We start from the raw sequence: 25,189 nt of genomic DNA, 5'->3' as shown, positions 1-25,189 counted from the left end.
GCAAATCCATGAAATCGTATCAGCGCCAGTTTATTGAGTTTGCGCTTAACAAACAGGTACTCAAGTTTGGCGAGTTTACGCTGAAATCCGGGCGTAAAAGCCCCTATTTCTTCAACGCCGGGCTGTTTAATACCGGGCGCGATCTGGCACTGTTAGGCCGCTTCTATGCCGAAGCGCTGGTGGATGCCGGGATTGATTTCGACCTGCTGTTTGGCCCTGCGTACAAAGGCATTCCGATTGCGACGACCACCGCAGTGGCGCTGGCGGAGCACCATGACCGCGACGTGCCGTACTGCTTTAACCGTAAAGAGGCCAAAACTCACGGCGAGGGCGGGAATCTGGTCGGCAGCGCGCTGCAGGGCCGCGTGATGCTGGTGGATGACGTGATCACCGCAGGCACCGCGATTCGTGAATCAATGGAAATTATCCAGGCAAATGGCGCAACGCTTGCGGGCGTGCTGATTTCGCTCGATCGTCAGGAGCGCGGGCGCGGCGAAATCTCCGCTATTCAGGAAGTGGAACGCGATTACGGCTGCAGGGTAACGTCGATTATCACCCTGAAGGACCTGATTGCGTATCTGGAAGAGAAGCCTGAGATGGCGGATCATCTGGCGGCGGTACGGGCATATCGGGAAGCGTACGGGGTGTAACTGCATTGCCCGATGGCGTCAGGCTTATCGGGCAATGCACTCTGTAGACCGGATAACCGGCAGCGAGGTTACTGCAACTGAGCTGCCACTAACGGCCAGCGGGCGTCAAAATCGTCCGTCGGGCGGTATTTAAACTCGCTGCGCACAAAACGAGAGAGCATCCCTTCGCAAAACGCCAGGATCTGACTTGCCAGCAATGTCTCATCCGTGGTGTAACCTTCGCCTTCACGCATTTTCTTCTCGCGCAGTACCTGGCGCAGCTGGGCTTCAATACGCTCAAAAAGCTGGTTTATACGGCCCTGCAGGCGATCCTGTTCGAACATCAGCGCGTGGCCGGTCAGAATACGGGTCAAACCCGGATTACGTTCACCAAAGCCCAGAATCAGCAGCACAATCAGACGCAGACGCGCGCTGGTGTCTTTTTCGTCCTTCAGAATCAGGTTGATGCGCGTAATCAGGCTATCTTCGATAAACTCGATCAGGCTGTCGAACATCCGGGTTTTGCTCGGAAAATGTCGATACAGCGCCGCTTCTGACACGCCTACAGAGGCCGCCAGTTTTGCGGTGGTGATGCGTTGACTGCCGTCGCTGGATTCAAGCATCAGAGCCAGAGATTGAAGTATTTCTTCGCGACGATTCCTTTTCGCGGTTTGTTTTTCTGCCATGTTACAAAATACCCCTGAAAATAAGCACTTGTCAGGCCGTCATCCACACAGCGACCGCAAACTGGCGTTTGCGGTTTGTTATTGCATTATGGCGCTGTGAAATGCGTGTCTGTCGGGCGGTTATTTGCGCCCGGAATGGCCGAAGCCGCCTTCGCCACGGTCAGTAGCATCAAAGTCTGCCACCAGGTTAAATTCTGCCTGCACCACCGGGACAAATACCATCTGCGCGATACGCTCGCCCGGTTCAATGGTGAAGCTGTCCTGGCCACGGTTCCAGACGGATACCATCAGCTGACCCTGATAGTCAGAGTCAATCAGGCCAACCAGGTTACCCAGCACGACGCCATGCTTATGGCCCAGGCCAGAGCGCGGCAGGATCACCGCCGCCAGCGACGGGTCAGCAATGTGGATCGCCAGTCCGGTCGGGATCAGGGTAGTTGCACCCGGGGCCAGCTCTACGGCGTCATCGAGACAGGCGCGCAGGTCAAGACCGGCAGAGCCGGAGGTGGCATAAGTTGGCAGCGGAAATTGCTCGCCAACGCGCGGGTCCAGAATCTTAACGTCGATTTTTTTCATCATAACGGGTAACGATCTCGTCCAGTAATTGTTGGCCCAGGAGTTCTTTGCGCTCAAGCGGTAAGACTTTATCTCCATCCTGCCAGAAAAGGTGCAATGCGTTGCTGTCGCTGTTAAATCCTTGCGTGGACAGCGATACGTCGTTCGCGCAAATCAAATCGAGGTTTTTGCGGGTACGTTTTTGCCGGGCATATTCTTCCACATTATTCGTTTCGGCGGCAAACCCAACAACGTAAGGACGATGCGTTTTTAGCGCGGCCACACCGGCAACGATATCCGGGTTTTTGACCATTTTTATCGTTAATTCATCGCCTTGCTTTTTAATTTTGGCGTCAGCAATGGTTTCTGCCCGGTAATCCGCCACGGCAGCACAGCCAATAAAAATATGCTGCTGTTGTGCATGCGCCTGTACGGCGGCTTCCATTTCCAGTGCGGTGATGACATCAATACGCTGCACCGACGCAGGCGCGGTAAGCGACACCGGGCCGCTCACCAGCGTGACGTTCGCACCGCGCCTGGCCGCCGCGGCGGCAATCGCATAGCCCATTTTGCCGGAGCTGTGGTTAGTAATGTAACGCACCGGATCCAGCGGCTCGCGCGTTGGACCCGCGGTAATCATGATGTTGAGATGTTGCAGATCGTTGACAGGCGAGAAATGGGCCGCGGCCATATCAACAATCGTTAGCGGGTCGAGCATTCGGCCCGGACCCACGTCGCCGCAGGCCTGGCTGCCGCTGTCGGGGCCCCAGATCAGCAGGCCGCGCGAGGCCAGCGTTTCCAGATTATGCCGGGTAGCGGCGTTGCGGTACATCTGCTGGTTCATGGCGGGCACGACCGCGACGGGCGCCGGGGTGGCGAGGCAAATGGTTGAAACCAGATCGTTCGCCATACCTGCCGCCACGCGGGCAATTAAATCCGCCGTGGCGGGGGCAAGAATAATCAGATCGGCCCATTTACCCAGCTCAATGTGGCCCATTGCGGCTTCGGCCGCCGGATCAAGAAGGCTGTCGGATACCGGGTATCCCGATACGGCCTGCAGGCTCAGCGGAGTGATAAAGGCTTTGCCGCCTTCGGTGATCGCGACCCGCACATCGGCCCCGCGCTCGCGCAAACGGCGCACCAGGTCCGGCGTTTTATAGGCAGCAATACCGCCGCTTACGCCAAGAACGATTTTTTTACCGGCCAGGCTCATCATGATTCTTTCCTGTTGGGTTTCACCAGAGAGCGGGCATTTTATCACAATCCCAAAAACGGGGTGATGAAGTCCTTTATTCACTTTGCGAGGCGTTACGCAAGAACGAAACGCGAGCGTCGAGCCCGGGAGGTGCCTGTGGCAGCATAGTGGCAAACAGAAGGAGGGCGGGCATGGAAGAGACTGAACAGCTGCTACCGCGCGAAAAAATGCTGCGCCATGGCGTCACGTTATTAAAAGACGACGAGCTGCTGGCGCTCTTTTTACGCACGGGCACGCCGGGAAAAACGGTTTTTACCCTGGCGAAGGATTTAATAGACCATTTTGGTTCACTGTATGGTTTGCTGACCGCGGACCTGGCGGAATTTACGCACGTAGAGGGCATCGGCGTGGCGAAATATGCCCAGCTGCGGGGAATTGCAGAACTTGCCCGACGATTTTATAACGTGCGTATGGAGGAGGAAGACCCCATTCTTACTCCTGACATGACCCGCGAATTTCTGCAAAGCCAGCTGTCCGATCTGGAGCGGGAGATCTTTATGGTGATCTTTCTCGACAACAAAAATCGTGTGATTAAACATACCCGCCTTTTTTCGGGGACGTTAAGCCACGTTGAGGTGCATCCGCGTGAAATCGTGCGGGAAGCGATAAAAGTGAATGCAGCCGGCGTGATCCTCGCGCATAATCACCCCTCTGGCTGTGCAGAACCAAGCAGAGCTGACAAAGCTATTACCGAACGTATTATCAAATGCTGTCAATTCATGGACATTCGTGTGCTGGACCATCTGATAATTGGCCGCGGAGAGTACATATCTTTTGCCGAACGCGGCTGGATTTAGGCCTTTTCTCGCGATCCATCGGGATCTTTGTCTGTTCGGGACTTGAGCACACCGCCGAGTCAGCGTATACTACGCCACCTTTGAGAATCTCGGGTTTGGCATTTGGGCCTGGCAATCGAGAGTTCAATAGAACTATGCGATGACCGGGCTGTAAAGCCTGACGAGGCGCCGATACCCCATACGAAGCTCGAGCTAATTTGATTTTTGGAGAATAGACATGTCCCGAGTCTGCCAAGTTACTGGCAAGCGTCCGGTGACCGGTAACAACCGTTCCCACGCACTGAACGCGACTAAACGCCGTTTCCTGCCGAACCTGCACTCTCACCGTTTCTGGGTTGAGAGCGAGAAGCGTTTTGTCACCCTGCGCGTATCTGCTAAAGGTATGCGTGTAATCGATAAGAAAGGCATCGATACAGTTCTGTCCGAACTGCGTGCCCGTGGCGAAAAGTACTAAGTACTTAAAGAGGAAATAAATCATGGCTAAAGGTATTCGCGAGAAAATCAAGCTGGTTTCTTCTGCTGGTACAGGTCACTTCTACACCACCACGAAGAACAAACGTACTAAGCCGGAAAAACTGGAACTGAAAAAATTCGATCCAGTTGTACGCCAGCACGTACTGTACAAAGAAGCTAAAATCAAATAATTTTAGTCTCCTTGTATTGAAAAACCCCGCATCTGCGGGGTTTTTTGCATTCTGCATCTCAACGGAGGAACCATGCCTGAATTACCTGAGGTAGAGACCAGCCGCCGCGGTATTGAGCCGCATCTGGTCGGCGCGACTATTCTGCATGCCGTCGTTCGCAACGGGCGTCTGCGCTGGCCGGTTTCCGATGAGATCCATGCGCTAAGCGACAAACCCGTCCTGAGCGTCCAGCGCCGCGCTAAATACCTGCTGCTGGAACTGCCTGACGGCTGGATCATCATCCATCTGGGCATGTCGGGAAGCCTGCGTATCCTCACAGAGGACCTGCCTGCGGAAAAGCACGACCACGTCGATCTGGTGATGAGCAACGGCAAAGTGCTGCGTTATACCGACCCACGGCGTTTTGGCGCATGGCTGTGGGCCAAAGAGCTTGAAGGGCACAACGTGCTGGCGCATCTCGGGCCAGAGCCGCTCTCAGAGGCGTTTAACGCGGAATACCTCAAAGAGAAATGTGCCAGGAAGAAAACCCCGATTAAACCCTGGCTTATGGATAACAGGCTGGTAGTGGGCGTGGGGAATATTTACGCCAGCGAATCGCTGTTTGCCGCCGGGATCCATCCCGATCGGCTGGCCTCTTCGCTGTCGGCGCAGGAGTGCGAGCTGCTGGTTAGCGTCATTAAAGCGGTGCTGCTGCGGTCGATTGAACAGGGCGGGACGACGCTGAAGGATTTCCTGCAAAGCGACGGGAAGCCGGGCTATTTTGCGCAGGAGCTGCAGGTCTACGGCCGTAAAGGTGAACCGTGCAGAGCCTGCGGAACGCCGATAATTGCCACGAAGCACGCCCAGCGCGCCACGTTTTACTGCCGTCAGTGTCAGAAGTAACGTTACTTTAATTTTTCCATCAGCGCCTGGTGGACGTTATCCGGCAGGAAGTGGGTAACGTCCCCGTGATGGCGCGCGACCTCTTTCACCAGTGAAGAAGAGATAAAAGACCACTCCTTGGAGGGCATCAGGAACACGCTCTCCAGCTCCGGCATCAGGTGGCGGTTCATGTGCGCCAGCTGCATCTCATATTCGAAGTCCGCCACGGCACGTAAGCCGCGGATGAGTATATTGGCCTGCTGGGTGCGGGCAAAATTTGCCATCAAATCGCTGAACCCGACGACCTCAACGTTCGGCAGGTGCGCAATCGCCCCGGATGCCAGCGCCACGCGTTCGTTCAGATCGAACATTGGCTTTTTGCTCGGGCTGGCGGCAATAGCCAGAATGACCTTGTCGAACATACACGCCGCACGGGTGATGATATCAAGATGACCGTTGGTGATCGGATCGAAGGTACCCGGATAAATCGCTTTTGTGCTCATGGCTCACGTTTTCTCTGAGTAGCCGCGGTTCAGCGCCCACAGCTCGGTGTATTTGTTGAAAGTATACTGGGCATTCACCACCGCCAGTAGCCAGCCCTGCTTGCCGTCCAGCACGCCGCCGCGCAGCAGCAGCGTTTTCAGAAACGCGCCCAGCGTGTGGGTGAAGATCCCGGTAAGCGAGGCCTTCTTGCCGCGCGCATGCCGCTCCTGTGCCCAGGCGGTGGCATAGTTCAGCTGTTTACGCTGGAAGCTGGCGAAATCCCGGCAGGTCAGGTGAAGCAGATCGCCCGTCAGGGGAATTACCCTGGCGTTGTCACAGGCCAGAGACTCATGAACCAGGCTGTCGTTGTACTGGTAGCGTTCGCGCTCGTAGAGACGCATCACGCGGTCTGGATACCAGCCGCTGTGGCGCATAAAGCGCCCAAGAAAATAGTTACGACGCGCGATGCTGTAGACCGCGCCAGGCTGGGGAGCGGCAAGTACCGTCTGAATGGCCTGTCGGAGTTCCGGGGTAACGCGCTCGTCGGTGTCGATCATCAGCACGTAATCGCCCGTGGCGTAACCCTGCGCGCGCTGACGCTGAATGCCGTAACCCTGCCAGTCGGTGTCGGTATAGACGTTTACCCCCGCTGCACGGGCCACGTCTGGCGTGTTGTCCGTACTGCCGGAGTCAAGAAGGATTATCTCGTCAGCCCAGGCTACAGACGCCAGGCAATCCGGAAGCAGGTCGGCGGCGTTTTTGGCGATCATCACCACCGACAGACGCGTTGACATTAGTGGCTCCGCTGAGGCAGATAGGGTTGCAGGAGCTGCAGCAGACGGGTCAGCGCGCCCTGGTTCTGGTGCAGAACCTCAACGGCATGACGACCGTACCACAGGCGGTAATCTTCGTCGGTCAGGAGGGTGGAGACCTCTTTGACCACCGAATCTGCGTCGGTGACGGTGATTAAGCCATCGGCCTGCTGCAATTTCGCGCAGATGTCCTTGAAGTTAAACGTGTGTGGCCCCATCAGCACCGGAATGGCGTGCGCGGCCGGCTCGAGCGGGTTATGGCCGCCGCGCTCTACCAGGCTGCCGCCGACAAAGGCGAGATCCGCAATGCCGTACAGCAGCATCAGTTCACCCATCGTATCGCCAATGACGACCTGCGTGCTGCCAGAGGGGATTTCGCCGCTGCTGCGCAGGGTAAAGCTGAAACCGCCTTTTTGCACCATTTCGCGGGCATCTTTAAAACGCTCCGGATGGCGAGGAACCAGAATCAGGAGCAGGTCCGGGAAGGTTTCCAGCAGCTTGCGGTGAGCCTGCAAAATAATCTCTTCTTCACCGTCGTGGGTGCTGGTGGCAATCCAGACCTGACGGCGCGGCGCCCACTGTCGACGCAGCGTCACCGCACGGGCGGCGAGTTCAGGCGTGACGGAAATATCGAATTTCAGGCTACCCGTTACCGCAAGCTGGTTGCGTTTCAGGCCCAGGGCGATAAAGCGCGCGGCATCTTCTTCATTTTGCGCGGCGATCAGCGTGATTTTGCTGAGCAGGCGACGCATAAATTTACCCAGCTTGCCGTAGCCTTTCGCCGAACGCTCTGACAGACGCGCGTTCGCGATAACTAAAGGAATTTTACGGGCATGCAGGGCGGAAATCATGTTCGGCCACAGCTCGGTTTCCATCACGATCACCAGTTTGGGGCGAACGGTGTTCAGGAAACGGTTCATGGCGCAGGGGAGATCGTACGGGAGGTAGACGTGATGGACATCTTTACCGAATGCGGACATCACGCGTTCTGAGCCCGTCGGCGTCATGGTGGTGACGGTGATCGGCAGTGACGGATAACGGTGGCGCAGGGCGCGCACCAGCGGAATGGCCGCCAGCGTTTCCCCGACGGATACGGAATGCAGCAGAATACCGTCCGGCGCGACTTTATTGCGGCAGAAGCCATAGCGTTCGGCCCAGCGTTTACGGTACGCAGGCGCTTTACGGCTACGAAGCAACAGTCGCAGCCACACCAGTGGCTGAATGATGTAGAGCAGGGCGGTATACAACAATTCCAAGCGATTATCCGTTTTTTTAGTTTCGGCCGGGAAATTCTAAGCATTTAAGCGTGCTAAAGCTATCTCTTATGCCAGATACCGTTTTAAACGGAAGTAGCGTCGGCCCAGGCGCCAGCGCAAACGCGGGCTTTTGGCACTTTTCCAGATAAGCTTCCAGATCCCGGTGTCGAAGAACTCTTTGATTATCATTGCTTTCTTCGCCTCATCCTTCATGTTATCGAAGGTATGAATAATCCCCAGCCCCTCTTTAGCGATTTGCCAGTGGCAGGCAGGGATATTTTTCACTTTATCCGGATAGCGCTGATTAATGGCATCGAGCATCTTCAGGATCTTCATGTAATGGCGCGCTGAGCGGATAAGCGTGTCGTCGTTATCCGGAGTGTGCGATACCGAAGCGGAGTGAATGTAGTAGTCATAAAAGCGTTCGCTGGTGTACTGAACGCGTTCCGCGGCAAGCAGCACCTCGGTAGTCCACGGGATATCCTGATGGCGCAGGCCGGGCTCGAAGCGGAAGCCGTTCTGGCGAATGAAATCGTGGCGATAGATATTCAGCCAGGTAACGTGCAGGAACTTACGCGAGTCCAGCGCCTTTTTTAGCCATGCCGCGCCATTCATAACGCCCGTTGAGGCGAGCTTGTCTTCCGGGAAGATGGGGCGAGACGGTTTCTTGTTATTTTCCCAGACGTAGTTGCCGTTGCAGGTGGCGACGTCCAGATTCTGCGTGACGGCCATATCCAGCAGGCGCTGATACATGCCGGGTCTGAAAACATCATCAATATCCGGGAAGGAGAGATAGCGGCCGGTCGCAACGGCCAGGCCGGTATTACGCGCGATGGAAACGCCCTGATTAGGCTGTTCAATGACCTGCATATCCGGCAGCTTTTCGCGCCAGTTATCGACGATCTGCATCGAACGGTCGGTGGAGCCGTCATTGACGATGATGACTTCCATACTGTCGATGTTTTGATTTACAAGGCAGGTAAAGAACTGATCAAGAAAAGCTTCACCGTTATAAACGGCAACCACCACGCTTAATAATGGCGCTGAATTTTGCATATGAAACCTGATTATTTTTGGGTGTCGACCAAAGCAATGTATTACCGGCAAATGGCGTTGATACCGAACGAGGCAATCGTGTCGCGATCAACCACCGGCGGAGAGGCATACAGTTCTGCCAGCGTTTTCGCCAGTGATTCGTCTGTTAACGCCGTCAGACCGCGGGCCAGGGGGCCGGTGAGGATCTCAGCAGGGCCGCCAGGGCAGTTTGTACTGACCGGTGGAATCTGACAGATAATCGACTCCACGAGTACATTACCAAAACCTTCGCAGTCGGAACTTAACACTAAAAGGCGTGCTCCTTTGATCCACGGGTAGGGATTGGCTTCGAACGGGCGGAAAATGATCTTGTTTTCAATGCCAAGCCCGGCGGCAAGCTGCCTGAGCTGGTCTATTTTCGTTGCGGAGCCGTTGCCCATCATCACCAGGGTTGTGTCGAGCTTGCTTAGCGCGAACGCCCGCAGCAGGCGGTCGTGACGTTTGTGCTCATGAAAACGGCCAACGTGGATAATGTAATTCTGCCCCTGCATCTCAAAAGGCGCTTCTGCCAGACGCTGAATTTCAGGAATATCAAAGGGGTTATGGATCACCGCTTTGCGTCGCAGGGGGATAGCGAGCGTCTCTGAGAGATCGTGCAGTACGGCTCCGGATACCGCGACAACGTTGCGGTTTTCGTAGGTATGTCGAATTTTAGAATGTTTAAACCAGCGGGAAAGGCCGCTGCGATGGCGTAAATAGGAGAACGAGAACATCCCGTGTACGCAGAACCACACCTTGTCCCGATCCAGCACCCGGCTGTGCGCCACGATACGATCGGTTTTATGGAGGTGCGAGAAGACCACGTCAAATTTACCGCTGCGCTCAGCCCGCTCAATAGCGCGATCCAGTAAGCGGGCGCGCCGCGGGATCTCTGTCAGCTTGCGCCAGGGTTTTTTACACGTATCCTGCACAACCTGAAAATCGATGCCTTCCGGAATGGCGTAGTCGCACACCTTCCGCAGGGAGAAAAGGGTAACCTGATGTCCCAGTTCCGTCAGTCCGCTGGAGAGGGTGAGAACCGTTTTTTCGGCTCCTCCACCGGGTAAACCATCAATAATCATTAGGATGCGCATTATTAATCCAGTAATTTTTGATAAAGCGAAATAAGCTGACTTGACAGTTTTTCTGGCGTTGCTTCTCTGACGCGTTCGCGCGCCGCAAGCCCCATATTGTTATTCTTTTCCAGAGAAGGAATGGACACGACGGCCTCCTTCAGGGTGCGAATATCAAGTGCATCACAGTAAAACCCGTTCTGGCCTTGCTCAATAAATTCTGACCCACCGCAGCTCTCTGACGTAATGACGGGTAATCCACAGGCCATTGCTTCAAGTATGACGTTAGGGAAAGGATCATACAGCGTCGGCAGCAGTAAACCATCGGAAAGCTGATAAAACGGCAGCGTCTCTTTTTGCATTCCCAGGAAACGGATTTGCCCCTCACAGCCTAATGAACGGGCGAGGTCGCGATAGCGGCTTTCCGCTTTATCCTGACCGACCACAATCAGCCATGCCGATGTCCCTGCAATAGCCTGGATAGCGCTCGCCAGCCCCTTGCGTTCAAACCCTGACCCCACGAAGCAGAAAATGACGGCATCAGCGGGTAGCCCAAATTGCTGACGCAGTACGGCGCGCTGTCTCTCTTCTGCCGGAACGAAGCGGCTGGAATCTATTGAATTATAAATCACATGTATCTTTTTTGCGTCAATATCAAAGTCTTCGACGATTTCGCGCTTGATCATCTCCGCATTACAGATAACCGCCTTTAGCTCGGGAGCCTGATACATTTCACGTTCCGCGTTCATCACGTAGCGGTGATAGCGATCGTGCATAAGCAGCTTCGCGCGCCAGGCGGGAAGTATACGCGTACGCTGTAGCAGCCAGCGGCGATGCACCCCGTCGCCGGCACGGTAAATGTCGCAGCCCGGGATACGCTCGTGGCTCTGTACAATATCAAACTGCTGCTGTTGCCACAGGGCGCGCGCGGCGTGCGCAAAGCCGCGCTCGCGGCTGATGCGACCCCATTTTCGGGGATCGCAGATATGAATATGCCAGTCGTCCTGTTTTTCGCCTTGCCACTCGCGGGTGATGACGTTCAGCTCAAGGTTCTGATTGCTCAGCGCAGCGAGTGCCCTGGAGACAAAACGTTCTGCTCCGCCATCCGGGCGATATTTTTGACGCACAATGGCCAGGCGATGAGGCTTCATCACAGGTATCTCCTTGCGGCAGAGACGACAGCATCAACGGGAATGGCGTCGAGATAGCGTTCGGTGGTTTTCGTATCAATGGCGTCAGGGTTGGGAAGCGGGCCGTAATTCCCGGCCCAGATAACTTCGCCGTTTACCTGCCATGGCGACCAGAACGTCAATTTTGATGGGCCAAATAGCGCCACGCAGGGCGTCTGCAGGGCGGCGGCCATGTGCATAGGAACAGAGTCAACGCCAATGAACAGGCTGGCGTGGTCGATGAGCGAGGCCAGCTGGCGCAGGGTTAACTGTCCTGCCAGCGAAACAACACCCGTTTTCGGGGAGGCGGCAAGGATGCGGTCTACCATCGCCAGCTCTTTCTTATCCGGTCCCGCCGTCAGGACGACAGTGTGGCCGTCCTGCTGCAGCGCGGCGATAGTTTGCGCCATTTTCCCTTCATCCCAGCACTTAAAGAACCAGCGTGAGGTGGGCTGGATAACGATGTAGCGCTCTCCCACACCCTGTTGCGTTAGCTTTTGCTGTGCATGGTGCCAGTCATCCGCGCGGTAAGCCATGGTGACGGCGGATTTGGCGACAACCGGTAACGGTGCCAGTATCGAAAGGTTTTGTTCAACGGTGTGCAGTGACTGATGGCTGGCGACAGAAACCAGTTCGCTATGACAAAAACGCCAGAACGCATTGTTGCGCTTGTTAAAGGCAAACCCAAGCCGAACGGGGGCACCCGTGAGGCGGGTGACAATCGCGCTGCGCCACTGATCGGCAAGATTAATCACCAGATGGTAATGCTGCGCGCGTAGCGTACGCAGCAACTGCCACTCTTTTTGCAGGTGCTTCAGCGTGCCCAGCTGCTTCCACTTACGGTCGATGCCATAAATCGTATTGATTGCCGGGTGCGCGGCGAGCATGTCTCGCGTCTCTTCATACAGGAGCACGTCGATTTGGGCTTCTGGCCATTTTTGGCGTAGCGAATTGATGACGGGAGTGGTGAGTAACATGTCGCCATGATGGCGAAGTTTGATCAGTAAAATGCGCAAATCAGGCGTGTCGGGTAAGTTATTCATCATCATCTTATCGGCGTTGTACTAATGGCAATTCTAATAGACCTGGTAGCGACTTGCACTCTTTCTCCATAATGTCAGGAATTTCCCTGGAAGGGTTTACTCCTGCTTTCGGGAGTGCGTAACATAGCGCTAACTATTTTGTCTTGCGGGCTCATTATGAAAAAACCGGCGTTTATCATCACGATCGATACCGAAGGGGATAATCTCTGGCAAAACCACAGGGTGATCAAAACGGAAAATGCGCGCTATCTGGCACGGTTCCAGACGCTTTGTGAGCGTTTCGGCTTCAAGCCCGTCTGGCTGACCAACTACGAGATGGCGGTTGAGCCGGTGTTCATTGAGTTCGCTAAAGATGTAATCGCCCGGGGCCAGGGCGAGGTGGGAATGCATCTCCATGCCTGGAACAGCCCTCCTGAGCACGATCTGACCGGTGATGACTGGCGCTGGCAGCCTTATCTGATTGAGTTTTCAGACGAGGTCATGCGTGAGAAAGTGGTATTTATGACCCGCTTACTGGAAGAGACCTTCCAGACTAAAATGCTTAGCCATCGCGCCGGGCGCTGGGCGTTTGATAGCCGTTACGCCAGGCTGCTGATTGAACTGGGTTATCAGGTCGACTGCTCCGTCACGCCGCGCGTGAACTGGCGTAACGCGAAAGGCGCCCCCCAGGGAAGTGGCGGGACGAATTACCAGCATTTCCCCGATCGCGCTTACTTCTTAGATGCAGATGATATTTCCCGTCCGGGAAACAGCCCTTTACTCGAAGTGCCGATGAGCATCCAGTACAAACATCCGGCATGGCTGAATTCGCTTAAGCAGGGTTACGATCGTCTTCGCGGTAAATACCGCTCTCCTTCAGTTAACTGGTTACGTCCGTCCGGCGGTAACGCCCAGGAGATGATTAAGGTAGCGCAGCAATGCCTGTCCCAGGGAAATGACTATGTGGAGTTTATGCTTCATTCGTCGGAATTTATGCCTGGCGGAAGCCCTGCGTTTAAAGATGACGCCGCGATTGAAGGGCTGTATCAGGATCTTGAGCAGCTGTTTAGCTGGTTATCAGATAAGACGGTGGGAATGACGCTGGCGGAGTTTTATTCTTATAAAAAAGGCGCCGAAACATCGGCGCCTTAACGTTATTTTTGCAGCGCCGTTTTTATCGGCGCACTAAAAATAATGGCAAAAGGAAGCCAGAACAACACCCAATATTCTCGTGGGTTGCTGATAACAAACATGCCCTGCGTCACGTAGAACATTAGCGCAAATACGATAACCGCGATTTCAGCTTTATGATTAGCTGCAAGGTGGCGAAGGCTTTGTCTGGCGGCAAATAAAATCATGCCTAAAAGCAGCAGCAGTCCTACCGCACCTCCCTTTAGAAAGGTTGCTAAATAGAGGCTATGCGTCGTGGTAACATGCTGACCAAAACCATTAATGAACTGAAGTTCTTTATTGAAACCCCATCCGAAGAGTGCTTTCTGTTTTGCCACTTCAAAAGCATGCTGCCAAATACCGAAACGGACGGATCCTGCTCGTGAAGAATCTTCTACGCGTTTGAAGAACATATCGAGCGAGCCACTAAAATAGAGGCTTGCACCGATGATCGCCAGTAGAATAAGTGAACCTGTCAGCAGCTTAATATCCCATTTCGGTTTACAGAGGAAAGCGACAACCGCGGCGACAACAAGTGAAAGGAGTGGCCCTCGACTTTGGGTCAGAATCAAGCAGACCAAAAGCAGAGGAACTGGAATATAAAACCAGAAGTTACGCGTTTCACGAACCAGTATGGCGCTCAATAAAATACCCAGCGCCATGTATCCTCCAAGATCAATTACGTTATCCGGAGAGAAAGGAAAAGCTCGCGATAGCCTGTTTTGAAATATGTGCTCTTTATTGACATAAATTAGAGTTAATATCGTTAAAGCCACAATGCCGAAATATGCTGCACCTATGATATATTTTTTTCTGTCCTGTAGTTCACATTGACGATACAGGCAGATAAAAATAAACAAATAAAATGAATGGGTTAGCGCAGACCTGAGGTGGGACGAATCAGCCCAAAAATTAGTTAATGAGAAATATAATAAAAATGCACCAGTAAAGCCCAGTGCGGGTAGAAAGTCACGATCGCTAATAAAACGCGTTCTTACCTCATGATTTATCATCATAGCGATGATAAACAGTGCAAGGGCAATGTGGAAGAAAATATTTACTTTTGAAACGCCACAAAAAATCATGCTCAAAAAGATAAAGAGCATAAAAGGATAGAATATAAAACGTTGAAGATTAGTTGAAGACATCAGTAAAATCCTTTCTGGGGAAAACAGAGTCAGGTATTGCGCTTTGAGGAGATAGATTGATGACAGTGATCTTATTTTTTTTTGAAAACAGTACTTGCCAGCATCAACGCCGGAATGACAATATTATTCACCTTTTTATCAAGGAAAGTTGGTAACATTGTACTATTGGTTTCATAAAATCGAGGTTGATTGAAATTATTCATATCAAGCCCCGCAATATATATTTTTTTAAAGCCCAGAAAATAGAGTACCTGGAGAGCCCAATACATCACGGTTCCGGCATCTACGACCCCGTGACGAACATCACAACTAAAGGCTGTATTAGGATGTGTCTCTGAAAATATGATACCTGGCGTACCCGCTAGAGCCTCGCGTAAATCAGCTTGCTTAATAGAGGGTTTATAGGTCTCATAACAAATATCTTCAATAATGCATAATTCACACTGGATTTTGTCGTATGAAAAACGCTCTATAAGTTTAACGATGCCCATAACCGTAGTAAAGAGAATGACATCTTTACAGCTTACAATACGCTTCAACAATGCAGTCTGACGATCGATAAACGTCATATCAACGACGAAATAGAGAGAAAAACTTAGCGCGTGGTGAAGGTGCCAGGCACCGTTCACGCCCGCCGTGATTACCGTCGATGGTAGAGTCTTGAAATCGATAGCTTTGATTGAAGGGCCAGTCGCCGCAATAAGTATATCGCCATCGAACCGATGATGAAGTGAGGAGAGCGGGATCAGATCGATACTGCGTCCCTTATACTTTAATTCTGATATTTCACCGGTTTCAGCACGCGATATTTTAACGAAGGGCCATAATTTTTCATTATGTCGCATATTGCGCTTATGCGTATACCGATACAGTTGCTTGGTCAACGAGTTCATTTTACGCCTCAGGAAATTATTTTTTATTTTTATTCACGGTCGTTAATAAACTCACAATGTTATCCAAATCCGCGTCGCTTACTGCAAACAACTCTTCTTTCGGTTGGCTGAAGTAGTAACGCGTTTCAAAAACGTAAGAGTTAATATTTTCATCGTTACCAATCAACAGAACCTCGCCGAGAGGACGCTGCTCGTAATGACAGCATGGGCCAAATAACATGATTACCGGCACGCCCACAGCATCTGCAATGTAAATATTCCCCGAATCAGACGCGATATAGCAGTCCATCTTCGAAATGGCCCAGGGAAGCTCTTCGAGCGAAATTTTACCAATGAGATTGATAAAATTCGGGATCTCACCGTAAAGGCGGGTGATATCGTCCATCCACGACTGTTCATTTGGGGCGCCGAAAACATAAAACTCGCAGGGTAAGCCGGCGAGGCGATCGACAATTCGCTTCCAGATAACCGGCGGCACCGTTTTAGCTTTATTGCCTGCCGCAATACTGATACCGATGCGGATAACGTCAGGTTTGTCGAGAATGGCCGGATAGGTCGCCGGTTTAAACAGCGGCTTTGTGGCGTGTTTGGGAGAGTCCTGCCACGTGAGTGAACGGTCGGCCAGCTTCAGGTAGTTGGTTACTGATAGCGTTTTTTTGCCGTGCTCAACGGTACCGTCGGCGGTGAGATAAAAAATACCGTGATACCATCTGCGGGTGTAAATGCTTAAAAATTGTTTGTTTTTTGCATTACAGACGGCGGCAAAGAAGAGATTCACGCTATTCGGCTGTAGCAGGTAGACATTATCGTAACGGTTCATGATCCTGCAGGCGAAGCAGAGCTTACGCCACAGGTTGCGCTTATGCTGTTCGATGAAGTAGATCTGCTCGATGTTCTCGTCATGCTTCGCCAGCGCGCCGACGCTGCGGCTGATCAACACATCGCTTTTTTGCAGATGCGCCAGTAGGGGCGTCGCATTGATAAAGTCACCGATTTTGGCCGTCTGAATGACAAGGTTCCTGCCCGTGTCTTTTCGAAACAGCTTCCGAAAGAGCTTCACCGGAAAGAGTAAAATCAGCAGAAATACGTAACTCATGGGTTAAATATCCCTGTTGGAAAGCAGCTGGCTGCCCTGTAAAAATGAAAAAATAGCATCTGCGCTGATATCCTTCGTTTGTTGCGTCGGGCTGACCATCTGATGCTGGTTTTTACCGTAACCCCCGATCAGCCCGGGGTCTGTCGGGCCGAAAATCGTGATATTAGGACGATCCAGTGCGGCGGTTAGATGGCTTAGCCCCGTATCCACGGAAACGACGGCATTCGCGCCCGCCAGCTGCGCGGCAACCTGCGCCAGCGTAAGTTTGGGTAAAACCTCGACGTGGGTAAAGCCTGCGGCCAGACGCTCCGCACGCTGACGCTCATGTTCAGCGCCCCACGGGAGTTTAATATGGATACCGCAAGGTTGCATTAGTTCAATCAGCCTTCGCCAGTGCGTTTCCGGCCAGTGCTTATCGTCGCGCGTTGTGGCATGCAGGAACACCAGATACGGCTCGGCATGCTCCGTCTCGCGCAAAAAATGCTGTGCGATAGCGTAGTCACCCTGGGCTTCAGGTTTTGCATAGCCCAGGCTTTTCGCGAACAGCTCGCGGGTGCGCTCCACGGCGTGCTGCTGCTTCGCAATATGGTGGCGTCGGTTGTAGAAAAGGCTCGCCAGCGGTTCGCGTGCGGTTTGCCAGTCCATACCGTGCTTTACGCCGTGTGCCAGACGCGTCACCAGCGCCGCGCTTTTGACCAGCCCCTGGGCGTCGACGATCGCGTCGTAACGCTGCGCCTGCACCGCTTCGCGGAAGGCTTTACGTTCGGCTTTAATCGGTGCGGAGAACCACGCTTTGCGCCAGCGGCGAATCGCCACCGGGATCGCGCGATCGACCGCCTCATGCCAGGTGGGGATTTGCGCGAAGCCTTCTTCCACCACCCAGTCAAAACGGATGCCGGGAATGGCCCGCATGGCGTCCGTCAGCGACGGCAGCGTATGCAGGACATCACCCATCGAGGAGGTTTTAACGATCAATACCCGCATCCGTTATCCTTCTTCGCTCAACAGCAGTTCGTTGAGTTCTTCGAGAACGCGCTGCGGCGTGATGTCGATTAGACTCTGATGATAGCCCTCTGCGGCATCGCCTTTGCGAACCTTATGGTAGCCGGTGATTAGCCGGATAATGCGCGCTTTGTGTGACAGAGGCGGCGTGAAGTCCGGGCTGCTGGGGCCATACAGCGCGACCAGCGGGCGGTCCAGCGCGGCGGCGACGTGCATCAAACCGGAATCGTTAGTGACCACGGCTTTACAGGCGGCAATCAAAATTACGGCCTGCTCAAGCTGCGTTTCCCCCGCAAGGTTCCGGCACCAGGCCTGCTGATCGATGCTCAGCGCGGCGAGAATTTCATTGCCCGCCTCGTGATCTTTTGCCGAGCCAAACAGCACAATCTGATAGCCTTCGTCGATCAGCTGTTTCGCCAGTTCGGCGTAGTGATAGTGCGGCCAGCGTTTTGCCGGACCAAATTCCGCGCCAGGGCAAAAACCAATCATCGGACGCTCGGACGACATGCCAAACGCGTTGCAGGTGTGGGACTTCTCCCCATCGTTGACCTGAAGCTGCGGCCACAGCAGCGGCTGCGGCAGGTCTTTCGCGCTGCGCATTACGCCTTTGTCATAGGCCAGCGCCACATAGCGCTCAACCATCAGCGGCCAGGCCTCTTTATCCAGCACGCGGGCGTCGTTCAGCAGGCCGTAGCGCATTTCGCCTCGCCAGCCGGTACGGTGCGGCACGCCAGCAAAAAAGGGCACAAGGGCGGATTTGAAGGAATTAGGTAGCACATAGGCACGGTCATAGCGTTTTTCGCGCAGGCTATGGCCGAGCCTGCGACGCTCGCCAATTTCCAGCGCACCGTGGCCGAGCGGCATTGGGATCGCCTCGTTCACTTCTGGCATACGCGATAACAGCGGACGGCACCACGCGGGTGCCATCACGTCGATTATCGCCTGGGGATAACGCGCCTTGAGCGTGCGATAGAGACTTTGCGACATCATCATGTCACCCACCCATGACGGGCCGATCACCAGAATTTTCATACTTATGCGTCGCGGTTCAGCCAGGCCATGTATTCCGTTACGCCTTCGGCAACGGTCTTGAACGGCTTGTCGTAGCCTGCGGCACGCAGGTTGGTCAGGTCAGCCTGCGTGAACGCCTGGTAGCGGCCCTTCAGCTTATCCGGGAAAGGAATGTACTCAATGCTGCCTTTTTTATGGTACGCCAGCGTTGCGTCAGCCACGGCCTGGAAGGATTCCGCGCGGCCTGTGCCCAGGTTGAAAATACCGGATACGCCATTTTCCAGGAACCACAGGTTGACGGCCGCCACGTCGCCTACGTAGACGAAGTCACGCTTGAAGCCGTCGCTGCCTTCAAACAGTTTCGGGCTTTCGCCATTATTCAGCTGGGTGTTCAGGTGGAACGCCACGCTCGCCATGCTGCCTTTGTGGCCTTCGCGCGGACCGTAAACGTTGAAGTAGCGGAAGCCAACAATCTGGGAGTTCGCTTCAGGCAGGATCTGGCGCACGTACTCATCAAACAGGAACTTGGAATAGCCGTAAACGTTCAGCGGCTGCTCATATTCGCGGGACTCGATGAAATCAGAGGTGCGGCCGCCGTAGGTTGCCGCAGAGGAGGCGTACAGGAACGGAATTTCACGCTCCAGACAGTAGTGCAGGATCTCTTTGGAGTACTGATAGTTGTTGTCCATCATGTACTTGCCGTCCCACTCGGTGGTGGATGAGCATGCACCTTCGTGGAAGATGGCTTCGATCTCGCCGAACTCTTCGCCTGCCATAATCTGGATAAGGAAGTCCTCTTTATCCATATAATCAGCGATGTTCAGATCCACCAGGTTGACGAACTTGGTGCCGTCTTTCAGGTTATCCACCACCAGAATGTCGGTGATGCCTTTGTCATTGAGAGCTTTAACAATATTGCTGCCGATAAAGCCCGCGCCGCCGGTAACGATGATCATAACTGTAACCTTTGAAGTGTTGAGTCCGGGGACAATCCCGGACGCTAATGTCTTTATCATATCATCACAATGCCCGGTCTTCAGCCATTCACCGATATGCAGCAGGGGTACACGTGATTTATGCTGCAAAAACGAGAAGTGATACTGCGTCATCTCGTCATGAACTATAGGTTTGGGTAATATGTGCCGAAATTTGCCGAGTCTGGAGAATTGCAATGCGTGGTGATTTTTACAAAGAGTTAAACAGCGACCTCGAAACCGCCCGTGCGGAAGGGTTGTTCAAGGAAGAGCGTATTATCACGTCTGCTCAGCAGGCGGACATCACCGTTGCCGACGGCAGCCATGTGATCAACTTTTGTGCGAACAACTACCTGGGTCTTGCGAATCACCCTGAGCTGATTGCCGCAGCGAAAAGCGGCATGGATACCCACGGCTTCGGCATGGCCTCCGTGCGCTTTATCTGCGGCACCCAGGACAGCCACAAGCAGCTTGAACAAAAGCTGGCGAACTTCCTTGGAATGGAAGACGCAATCCTCTACTCCTCCTGCTTCGACGCCAACGGCGGTCTGTTTGAGACGCTGCTGGGCGCAGAAGACGCAATTATCTCCGACGCCCTGAACCACGCCTCTATTATCGACGGCGTCCGCCTGTGTAAAGCGAAGCGTTTCCGCTACGCCAACAACGACATGGTTGAGCTGGAAGCCCGCCTTAAAGAGGCCCGCGAAGCCGGCGCGCGTCATGTGCTCATCGCCACCGATGGCGTGTTCTCTATGGACGGCGTGATCGCTAACCTGAAGGGCGTGTGCGACCTGGCCGACAAATACGACGCGCTGGTGATGGTAGACGACTCGCACGCGGTTGGTTTTGTGGGCGAAAATGGCCGTGGCTCCCACGAATACTGTGACGTAATGGGCCGCGTGGATATCATCACCGGTACGCTGGGCAAAGCGCTCGGCGGCGCATCCGGCGGCTATACCGCCGCGCGTAAAGAGGTGGTTGAGTGGCTGCGTCAGCGCTCCCGCCCGTATCTGTTCTCCAATTCCCTGGCGCCAGCGATCGTGGCCGCCTCCATTAAAGTGCTGGAGATGGTGGAATCCGGTGCTGAGCTGCGCGACCGCCTGTGGGCTAACGCCCGCCTGTTCCGCGAAAAAATGAGTGCCGCAGGATTCACCCTGGCCGGTGCCGACCACGCGATCATTCCGGTGATGCTGGGCGATGCGGTCGTCGCGCAGAAATTTGCTCGCGAGCTGCAGAAAGAAGGGATTTACGTGACCGGGTTCTTCTTCCCGGTGGTACCAAAAGGTCAGGCGCGTATCCGCACCCAGATGTCTGCGGCGCACTCGCCTGAACAAATTGAGCGTGCGGTGGAAGCCTTTACCCGCATCGGCAAACAGCTGGGCGTAATTGCCTGAGGACGTGTGATGAAAGCGTTATCCAAACTGAAAGCGGAAGAAGGGATTTGGATGACCGACGTGCCGGAGCCGGAAGTCGGTCATAACGATCTGCTGATCAAAATTCGTAAAACCGCCATCTGCGGTACTGACGTTCACATCTACAACTGGGACCAGTGGTCACAGAAAACCATTCCTGTCCCGATGGTGGTCGGCCATGAATATGTGGGTGAAGTGGTTGGCATCGGCCAGGAAGTAAAAGGGTTCAACATCGGCGATCGCGTCTCCGGTGAAGGCCATATTACCTGCGGTCACTGCCGTAACTGCCGCGGTGGTCGTACGCACCTGTGCCGCAATACCGTCGGCGTGGGCGTAAACCGTCCGGGCTGCTTCGCGGAGTATCTGGTGATCCCGGCGTTCAACGCGTTCAAAATTCCGGACAATATCTCTGACGACCTGGCCTCCATCTTTGACCCGTTCGGCAATGCGGTACATACGGCGCTCTCCTTCGACCTGGTGGGTGAAGACGTGCTGGTCTCCGGCGCGGGCCCAATCGGTATTATGGCGGCAGCGGTGGCGAAGCACGTGGGTGCACGCAACGTCGTGATCACCGACGTCAACGAATACCGTCTGTCGCTGGCACGTAAAATGGGCGTTACCCGCGCGGTGGACGTCTCTAAGGAGAGCCTGACCGACGTGATGGAAGAACTGGGCATGACTGAAGGCTTCGATGTGGGTCTGGAGATGTCCGGTGCGCCACCGGCGTTCCGCACCATGCTTGACACCATGAACCACGGCGGGCGTATCGCGATGCTGGGTATTCCGCCGTCAGATATGTCTATCGACTGGAATAAAGTGATCTTCAAGGGGCTGTTCATTAAAGGCATCTATGGCCGTGAAATGTTCGAAACCTGGTACAAGATGGCGGCATTAATTCAGTCTGGCCTGGATCTGTCCCCGATTATTACCCATCGATTCTCTGTCGATGAGTTCCAGCAGGGCTTTGACGCTATGCGTTCTGGCCAGTCCGGGAAAGTGATTCTGAGCTGGGGTAAATAATGAGAAAGGGGCCGAGGGCCCCTTTTACTTATGCAGCAGTTCTTTCGCAACCAAGCTTGATGAGTACTTTTGCAGCAATAGACTGGATATCAAGTTTGTTGTGGTGTTTATCGAATATTAGCTGCTCTGAGTTATTACCAACAGGCGCGAAAATGATATTGCCTTCGAATTTTTTATTATGATCCAGCAGCATGGAAAAATAGATAGCAATAAGTTTTTTATCAAAGGCGCAGGCGATATGTACGATGGCTGTATCTACAGAGACAATCAAATCGGCTTTTTTGATAAGTGTTATGGCATCCCAGAGCGAGTTGAAACGACAAATGGTGACCTGGCTATTTTCAATGTGGAGGCCAGCAAGTTTCTTACCTTCGCCAATGATAAACACATGAACATCTGGGTTTTGTGTAATCTCATTCGCCAATTTTTCTAACTGTGAAGGCGAGAGGCTGCGCTCTGCAACGCTTGCGAATGGATTGAGAACAACGCACGTTTTACCAGAATGCGATTGCAGATAACTGTCAATAAAGTCATCGTGCTCCGGCAAATCGGGTAACGAATAACGAAGGAATTCAGGCTTAACATTCAATATGTTAAGTATTTCTTTTTGAGGATGGGTAATGTGGAACTCGGAATCAATTGGCAACATTAAGTTATAAGGCTTATCCAGCCAGCCGCCAAATCCAACGGCATATTTATAATGCACTTTACGCAGGAGAAGCGTATTGAACAATTCTTTTCTTTTCATCCATGCGTAATGGCTAATGACTAAATCTGTCTCGATGGTGTTCATTGCATCGATGTTATTGATATCAGCAATATAAACTTCATCAATATCCGTCATTTTTTCGAATAAATCGCGATTTCGTTCCTCGACGATGACCTGCAGCGTATACCCTGCTTCTTTTAAACTATGCCAGGTCCCGGTGTGGCAAACAGCATCACCAATTCCAAGGTCTACAAAAGGGAAAAGGATGCGCTTCACACGGGAAACATCAATTTTTTCCTGCCGCTTATCATGGAGCTGGCGCGCTACTGAAAGTAGCTTTAACCGTCTTTTTAATTCTTTCGTTTTATGGTTTCGTTGCCTGTTAATTTCCTTCAGGTAACTAATAATTTTCTTCATGTTCGCGCCAAACCAACTTAAGCAGTATATTGACGATAGTATAATCTTAACGTCTGCCAAAAGGAATGATTGCGATGCCAGAGAGGGGCCTGCATCATTTTATTGTTACTTAACAAGTAGTTAAATCATATGCTCTCTGGTTTATCCCGTTTCTGACGTGCGTCACCCCTACTCGCTAATGCCAGCACCGTTTTGTAAATAAAAATTATGGTTCAGACCCGGATATGACAGTGGTAATGGCTGAAGCTATCCTCTCATGATCGAATTGATTAAGATCAGGGGACAATATGTTCAAGCTAACCGTATGCCTTTTGACGTACAACTCTGCTCGTTTGTTACATCAGGTTTTACCTCCTTTGATACGTATTGCGGATGAGATTGTTGTGGTTGATTCCGGGAGCCATGATGAAACGTTATCTGTTCTCGAAGAATATGGAATCTCACCAATTTATCATCCCTATGCAATGCATGGTGAACAGATGAATATAGCCATTTCTCGGTCAAGTAACGATTGGGTTTTATGCATGGACAGTGATGAAATACTGGATGAAGATACCCTGGAATATATCATCGCGCTAAAATCCAGAGAGGAACCTCCAGCAGACTGGGGGTGGAGTCTGTCTCGTTACTGGTATGTATTAGGCGAGCGCACCCGAACAATCTACCCGGTTTCTTCCCCTGACTATCCCTTGAGGTTATTCAATCGTCGTTATGTCACATTTAACAATCGACCAGTAGATGATAAAGCCGTTGGTGCAGGGCAGGTGATGCGAATACCGGGTCATGTCCGACACGATACCTTTTATTCCCTGCATGAAGTGTTTGATAAGTTAAATACGTATACATCGCGAGTGGTAAAGTATCAGGCACCCAGACCTTCAATCGTACGCGGTATCGTCAGTGCTATTGGCGCCTTCTTTAAATGGTATTTATTTAGCGGTGCATGGAGACAGGGAAAAGTTGGGGTGGTTACGGGACTCTATGCAACCTTGTACAGTTTTTTAAAATATTTCAAAGCCTGGTATCGCCATCAGGATGAAGGGGAACCCGCAGCCCGAAAGCATACGGATTCACATCTTATTAGATAGTTACGACTTTTTCCCCCAGCCCTGCCACTGATGCTGGAAATACTGCACCAGCGTACTCTGGCTCACGCTTTCGCTGATTACCGTGAAGAAGCGGGTTGCATGCACCGGTTCAGGCGGCTGTTTCAGCGTGCAGTGCTTCACGCCGCGGAACGGATTACGCGGTTGTGTTGCTGGTGGCTGCGCGCTACCCGGACGAGACGTATCCACCTGAGGTTCATTGAGCAGATCGCCCGGACGCACCAGCGTAATATCGGCAGGTAAGGTCGGCAGCATTTGCTGCAACACGCGTACGGTAGACGGATGCGGATGGCCGATGGCAATCGCCGACCCGTTACGGCGCGCCAGCTGTACCGCACGGTTGAACTGCACGCGGATATCCGCCTCGTTCTGGGAGTCGTCCAGGAAGACCTTGCGCTTGATGACCTTCACGCCCGTCCCCTGAGTGGCACGCATTGCCTGGCTGTTGCCGATGGTCATGCTGTCGAGGAAATAGAGATTGTAACGCTCCAGCGCCTGCATCACTTTCAGCATGCCGTACAGGCTGGAGGTCATCGCGCTGCCCATATGGTTATTCAGGCCCACGGCATACGGCACTTTGTTATAGGCGTCGCGGATGATGCGATCGATCTCGTCGCTGCTCATATCCGGGCGCAGAGTATCTTTTTCCAGCGGCTGCTTGCTGAGGGGCGCCATCGGCAGATGGATGAGGACCTGATGGCCGCTATTATGGGCTTTCGTCGCCATTTCACGGGCATGTGGCGCGTTAGGAAGAACGGCGACGGAGATGGCTGGCGGCATCGCCAGCACCTGATTTTCGTAGTGAGGGCGATAACCGAAGTCATCGATCACTATCGCGAGTTTGCCTGCATAAACCGGTGCAGCCAGCGCCAGCGCGCTGACGACGGAGAGAATAATTCGACGAAATTGAAGCAA

At 53.2% G+C, this 25,189-nt stretch carries 27 protein-coding genes; 9 read left to right on the top strand and 18 right to left on the bottom strand.

The window, feature by feature from the left end:
* The first annotated feature begins 8 nt into the window (after positions 1-8).
* A complete protein-coding gene (gene pyrE, locus HWQ14_RS04235) occupies positions 9-650 on the top strand; it encodes an orotate phosphoribosyltransferase (protein WP_148421676.1) in 642 nt (213 codons plus the stop codon).
* Between the two features lie 68 nt (positions 651-718).
* Here pyrE and slmA read toward each other — a convergent pair whose 3' ends face one another.
* From slmA to coaBC, 3 genes are all read right to left on the bottom strand, one after another.
* Positions 719-1,315, bottom strand: coding sequence for a nucleoid occlusion factor SlmA (gene slmA, locus HWQ14_RS04230; protein WP_063868771.1), 597 nt, complete (start codon positions 1,313-1,315; stop codon positions 719-721).
* Positions 1,316-1,435: 120 nt separating this feature from the next.
* Complete coding sequence (gene dut / locus HWQ14_RS04225; protein ID WP_015570042.1) at positions 1,436-1,894, bottom strand: dUTP diphosphatase; 459 nt, start codon at positions 1,892-1,894, stop codon at positions 1,436-1,438.
* Positions 1,872-3,083, bottom strand: a complete 1,212-nt coding sequence (gene coaBC, locus HWQ14_RS04220; protein ID WP_176611150.1) for a bifunctional phosphopantothenoylcysteine decarboxylase/phosphopantothenate--cysteine ligase CoaBC — start codon at positions 3,081-3,083, stop codon at positions 1,872-1,874. The genes dut and coaBC overlap by 23 nt, the downstream gene beginning before the upstream one ends.
* A gap of 173 nt (positions 3,084-3,256) precedes the next feature.
* On the opposite strand from coaBC, the gene radC reads away from it, so the two are divergent.
* The 4 genes from radC to mutM all read left to right on the top strand — a co-directional run bounded on the left by radC (position 3,257) and on the right by mutM (position 5,448).
* Positions 3,257-3,922, top strand: a complete 666-nt coding sequence (radC, locus tag HWQ14_RS04215; RefSeq protein WP_176609038.1) for a RadC family protein — start codon at positions 3,257-3,259, stop codon at positions 3,920-3,922.
* Positions 3,923-4,139: 217 nt separating this feature from the next.
* Entirely contained in the window at positions 4,140-4,376 is a 237-nt protein-coding gene (gene rpmB / locus HWQ14_RS04210) for a 50S ribosomal protein L28 (RefSeq protein WP_002436699.1), read from the top strand.
* A 22-nt stretch (positions 4,377-4,398) separates the two neighbouring features.
* On the top strand, positions 4,399-4,566 hold the full coding sequence (gene rpmG / locus HWQ14_RS04205) for a 50S ribosomal protein L33 (RefSeq protein ID WP_003024094.1): 168 nt from the start codon (positions 4,399-4,401) through the stop codon (positions 4,564-4,566).
* Between the two features lie 72 nt (positions 4,567-4,638).
* A complete protein-coding gene (mutM, locus tag HWQ14_RS04200; RefSeq protein ID WP_176609037.1) occupies positions 4,639-5,448 on the top strand; it encodes a bifunctional DNA-formamidopyrimidine glycosylase/DNA-(apurinic or apyrimidinic site) lyase in 810 nt (269 codons plus the stop codon).
* 2 nt (positions 5,449-5,450) lie between these two features.
* Here mutM and coaD read toward each other — a convergent pair whose 3' ends face one another.
* The 7 genes from coaD to rfaQ form a co-directional block, all read right to left on the bottom strand.
* Complete coding sequence (gene coaD, locus HWQ14_RS04195; protein WP_148421673.1) at positions 5,451-5,930, bottom strand: pantetheine-phosphate adenylyltransferase; 480 nt, start codon at positions 5,928-5,930, stop codon at positions 5,451-5,453.
* A 3-nt stretch (positions 5,931-5,933) separates the two neighbouring features.
* Positions 5,934-6,704, bottom strand: coding sequence for a glycosyltransferase family 2 protein (locus tag HWQ14_RS04190; RefSeq protein WP_176609036.1), 771 nt, complete (start codon positions 6,702-6,704; stop codon positions 5,934-5,936).
* Positions 6,704-7,978 carry a lipid IV(A) 3-deoxy-D-manno-octulosonic acid transferase gene (gene waaA, locus HWQ14_RS04185; RefSeq protein WP_148421671.1) on the bottom strand — a complete coding sequence of 425 codons (1,275 nt, stop codon included), beginning with the start codon at positions 7,976-7,978 and terminating at the stop codon, positions 6,704-6,706. Before waaA ends, HWQ14_RS04190 begins: the two co-directional genes overlap by 1 nt.
* 66 nt (positions 7,979-8,044) lie before the next feature.
* Entirely contained in the window at positions 8,045-9,034 is a 990-nt protein-coding gene (locus HWQ14_RS04180) for a glycosyltransferase (protein WP_148421670.1), read from the bottom strand.
* 41 nt (positions 9,035-9,075) lie between these two features.
* On the bottom strand, positions 9,076-10,146 hold the full coding sequence (locus HWQ14_RS04175) for a glycosyltransferase (protein WP_176609035.1): 1,071 nt from the start codon (positions 10,144-10,146) through the stop codon (positions 9,076-9,078).
* Positions 10,147-10,148: 2 nt separating this feature from the next.
* Positions 10,149-11,276: a glycosyltransferase family 4 protein gene (locus HWQ14_RS04170; protein WP_176611149.1), complete on the bottom strand. Its 1,128-nt coding sequence runs from the start codon at positions 11,274-11,276 to the stop codon at positions 10,149-10,151.
* Positions 11,276-12,343: a putative lipopolysaccharide heptosyltransferase III gene (rfaQ, locus tag HWQ14_RS04165; protein ID WP_176609034.1), complete on the bottom strand. Its 1,068-nt coding sequence runs from the start codon at positions 12,341-12,343 to the stop codon at positions 11,276-11,278. The genes HWQ14_RS04170 and rfaQ overlap by 1 nt, the downstream gene beginning before the upstream one ends.
* A gap of 150 nt (positions 12,344-12,493) precedes the next feature.
* Between rfaQ and HWQ14_RS04160 the strand changes: the two genes are divergently transcribed.
* Positions 12,494-13,468, top strand: a complete 975-nt coding sequence (locus HWQ14_RS04160) for a polysaccharide deacetylase family protein (protein ID WP_176609033.1) — start codon at positions 12,494-12,496, stop codon at positions 13,466-13,468.
* Positions 13,469-13,470: 2 nt separating this feature from the next.
* Here the strand turns inward: HWQ14_RS04160 and HWQ14_RS04155 are convergent, their stop codons facing one another.
* The 6 genes from HWQ14_RS04155 to rfaD all read right to left on the bottom strand — a co-directional run bounded on the left by HWQ14_RS04155 (position 13,471) and on the right by rfaD (position 19,592).
* Positions 13,471-14,634 (bottom strand): O-antigen ligase family protein, encoded by a 1,164-nt coding sequence (locus HWQ14_RS04155; protein WP_176609032.1) that lies wholly within the window; start codon positions 14,632-14,634, stop codon positions 13,471-13,473.
* A 71-nt stretch (positions 14,635-14,705) separates the two neighbouring features.
* Complete coding sequence (locus HWQ14_RS04150; protein WP_245166436.1) at positions 14,706-15,479, bottom strand: sugar glycosyltransferase; 774 nt, start codon at positions 15,477-15,479, stop codon at positions 14,706-14,708.
* A gap of 64 nt (positions 15,480-15,543) precedes the next feature.
* A complete protein-coding gene (locus HWQ14_RS04145; protein ID WP_176609031.1) occupies positions 15,544-16,623 on the bottom strand; it encodes a glycosyltransferase family 9 protein in 1,080 nt (359 codons plus the stop codon).
* 3 nt (positions 16,624-16,626) lie between these two features.
* Entirely contained in the window at positions 16,627-17,607 is a 981-nt protein-coding gene (gene rfaC / locus HWQ14_RS04140) for a lipopolysaccharide heptosyltransferase RfaC (protein WP_176609030.1), read from the bottom strand.
* Positions 17,608-17,610: 3 nt separating this feature from the next.
* Positions 17,611-18,657 carry an ADP-heptose--LPS heptosyltransferase RfaF gene (gene rfaF / locus HWQ14_RS04135; RefSeq protein ID WP_176609029.1) on the bottom strand — a complete coding sequence of 349 codons (1,047 nt, stop codon included), beginning with the start codon at positions 18,655-18,657 and terminating at the stop codon, positions 17,611-17,613.
* 2 nt (positions 18,658-18,659) lie between these two features.
* Positions 18,660-19,592: an ADP-glyceromanno-heptose 6-epimerase gene (rfaD, locus tag HWQ14_RS04130; protein ID WP_148421661.1), complete on the bottom strand. Its 933-nt coding sequence runs from the start codon at positions 19,590-19,592 to the stop codon at positions 18,660-18,662.
* Positions 19,593-19,807: 215 nt separating this feature from the next.
* Between rfaD and kbl the strand changes: the two genes are divergently transcribed.
* On the top strand, positions 19,808-21,004 hold the full coding sequence (gene kbl / locus HWQ14_RS04125; protein WP_176609028.1) for a glycine C-acetyltransferase: 1,197 nt from the start codon (positions 19,808-19,810) through the stop codon (positions 21,002-21,004).
* Between the two features lie 9 nt (positions 21,005-21,013).
* A complete protein-coding gene (gene tdh, locus HWQ14_RS04120) occupies positions 21,014-22,042 on the top strand; it encodes an L-threonine 3-dehydrogenase (RefSeq protein ID WP_148421660.1) in 1,029 nt (342 codons plus the stop codon).
* Positions 22,043-22,070: 28 nt separating this feature from the next.
* Here the strand turns inward: tdh and HWQ14_RS04115 are convergent, their stop codons facing one another.
* Positions 22,071-23,168 carry a glycosyltransferase family 9 protein gene (locus HWQ14_RS04115; protein WP_176609027.1) on the bottom strand — a complete coding sequence of 366 codons (1,098 nt, stop codon included), beginning with the start codon at positions 23,166-23,168 and terminating at the stop codon, positions 22,071-22,073.
* 287 nt (positions 23,169-23,455) lie between these two features.
* Here HWQ14_RS04115 and HWQ14_RS04110 point away from each other — a divergent pair, with 287 nt between their 5' ends.
* Positions 23,456-24,256: a glycosyltransferase family 2 protein gene (locus HWQ14_RS04110; RefSeq protein WP_176609026.1), complete on the top strand. Its 801-nt coding sequence runs from the start codon at positions 23,456-23,458 to the stop codon at positions 24,254-24,256.
* On the opposite strand, the gene HWQ14_RS04105 is transcribed toward HWQ14_RS04110, so the two are convergent.
* A complete protein-coding gene (locus tag HWQ14_RS04105; RefSeq protein ID WP_176609025.1) occupies positions 24,257-25,189 on the bottom strand; it encodes a divergent polysaccharide deacetylase family protein in 933 nt (310 codons plus the stop codon).

The organism is Enterobacter cloacae (genome assembly GCF_013375935.1).
Classification (GTDB): Bacteria; Pseudomonadota; Gammaproteobacteria; order Enterobacterales; family Enterobacteriaceae; genus Enterobacter; species Enterobacter pasteurii.
This window is presented reverse-complemented; position numbering and strand designations above follow the sequence as displayed.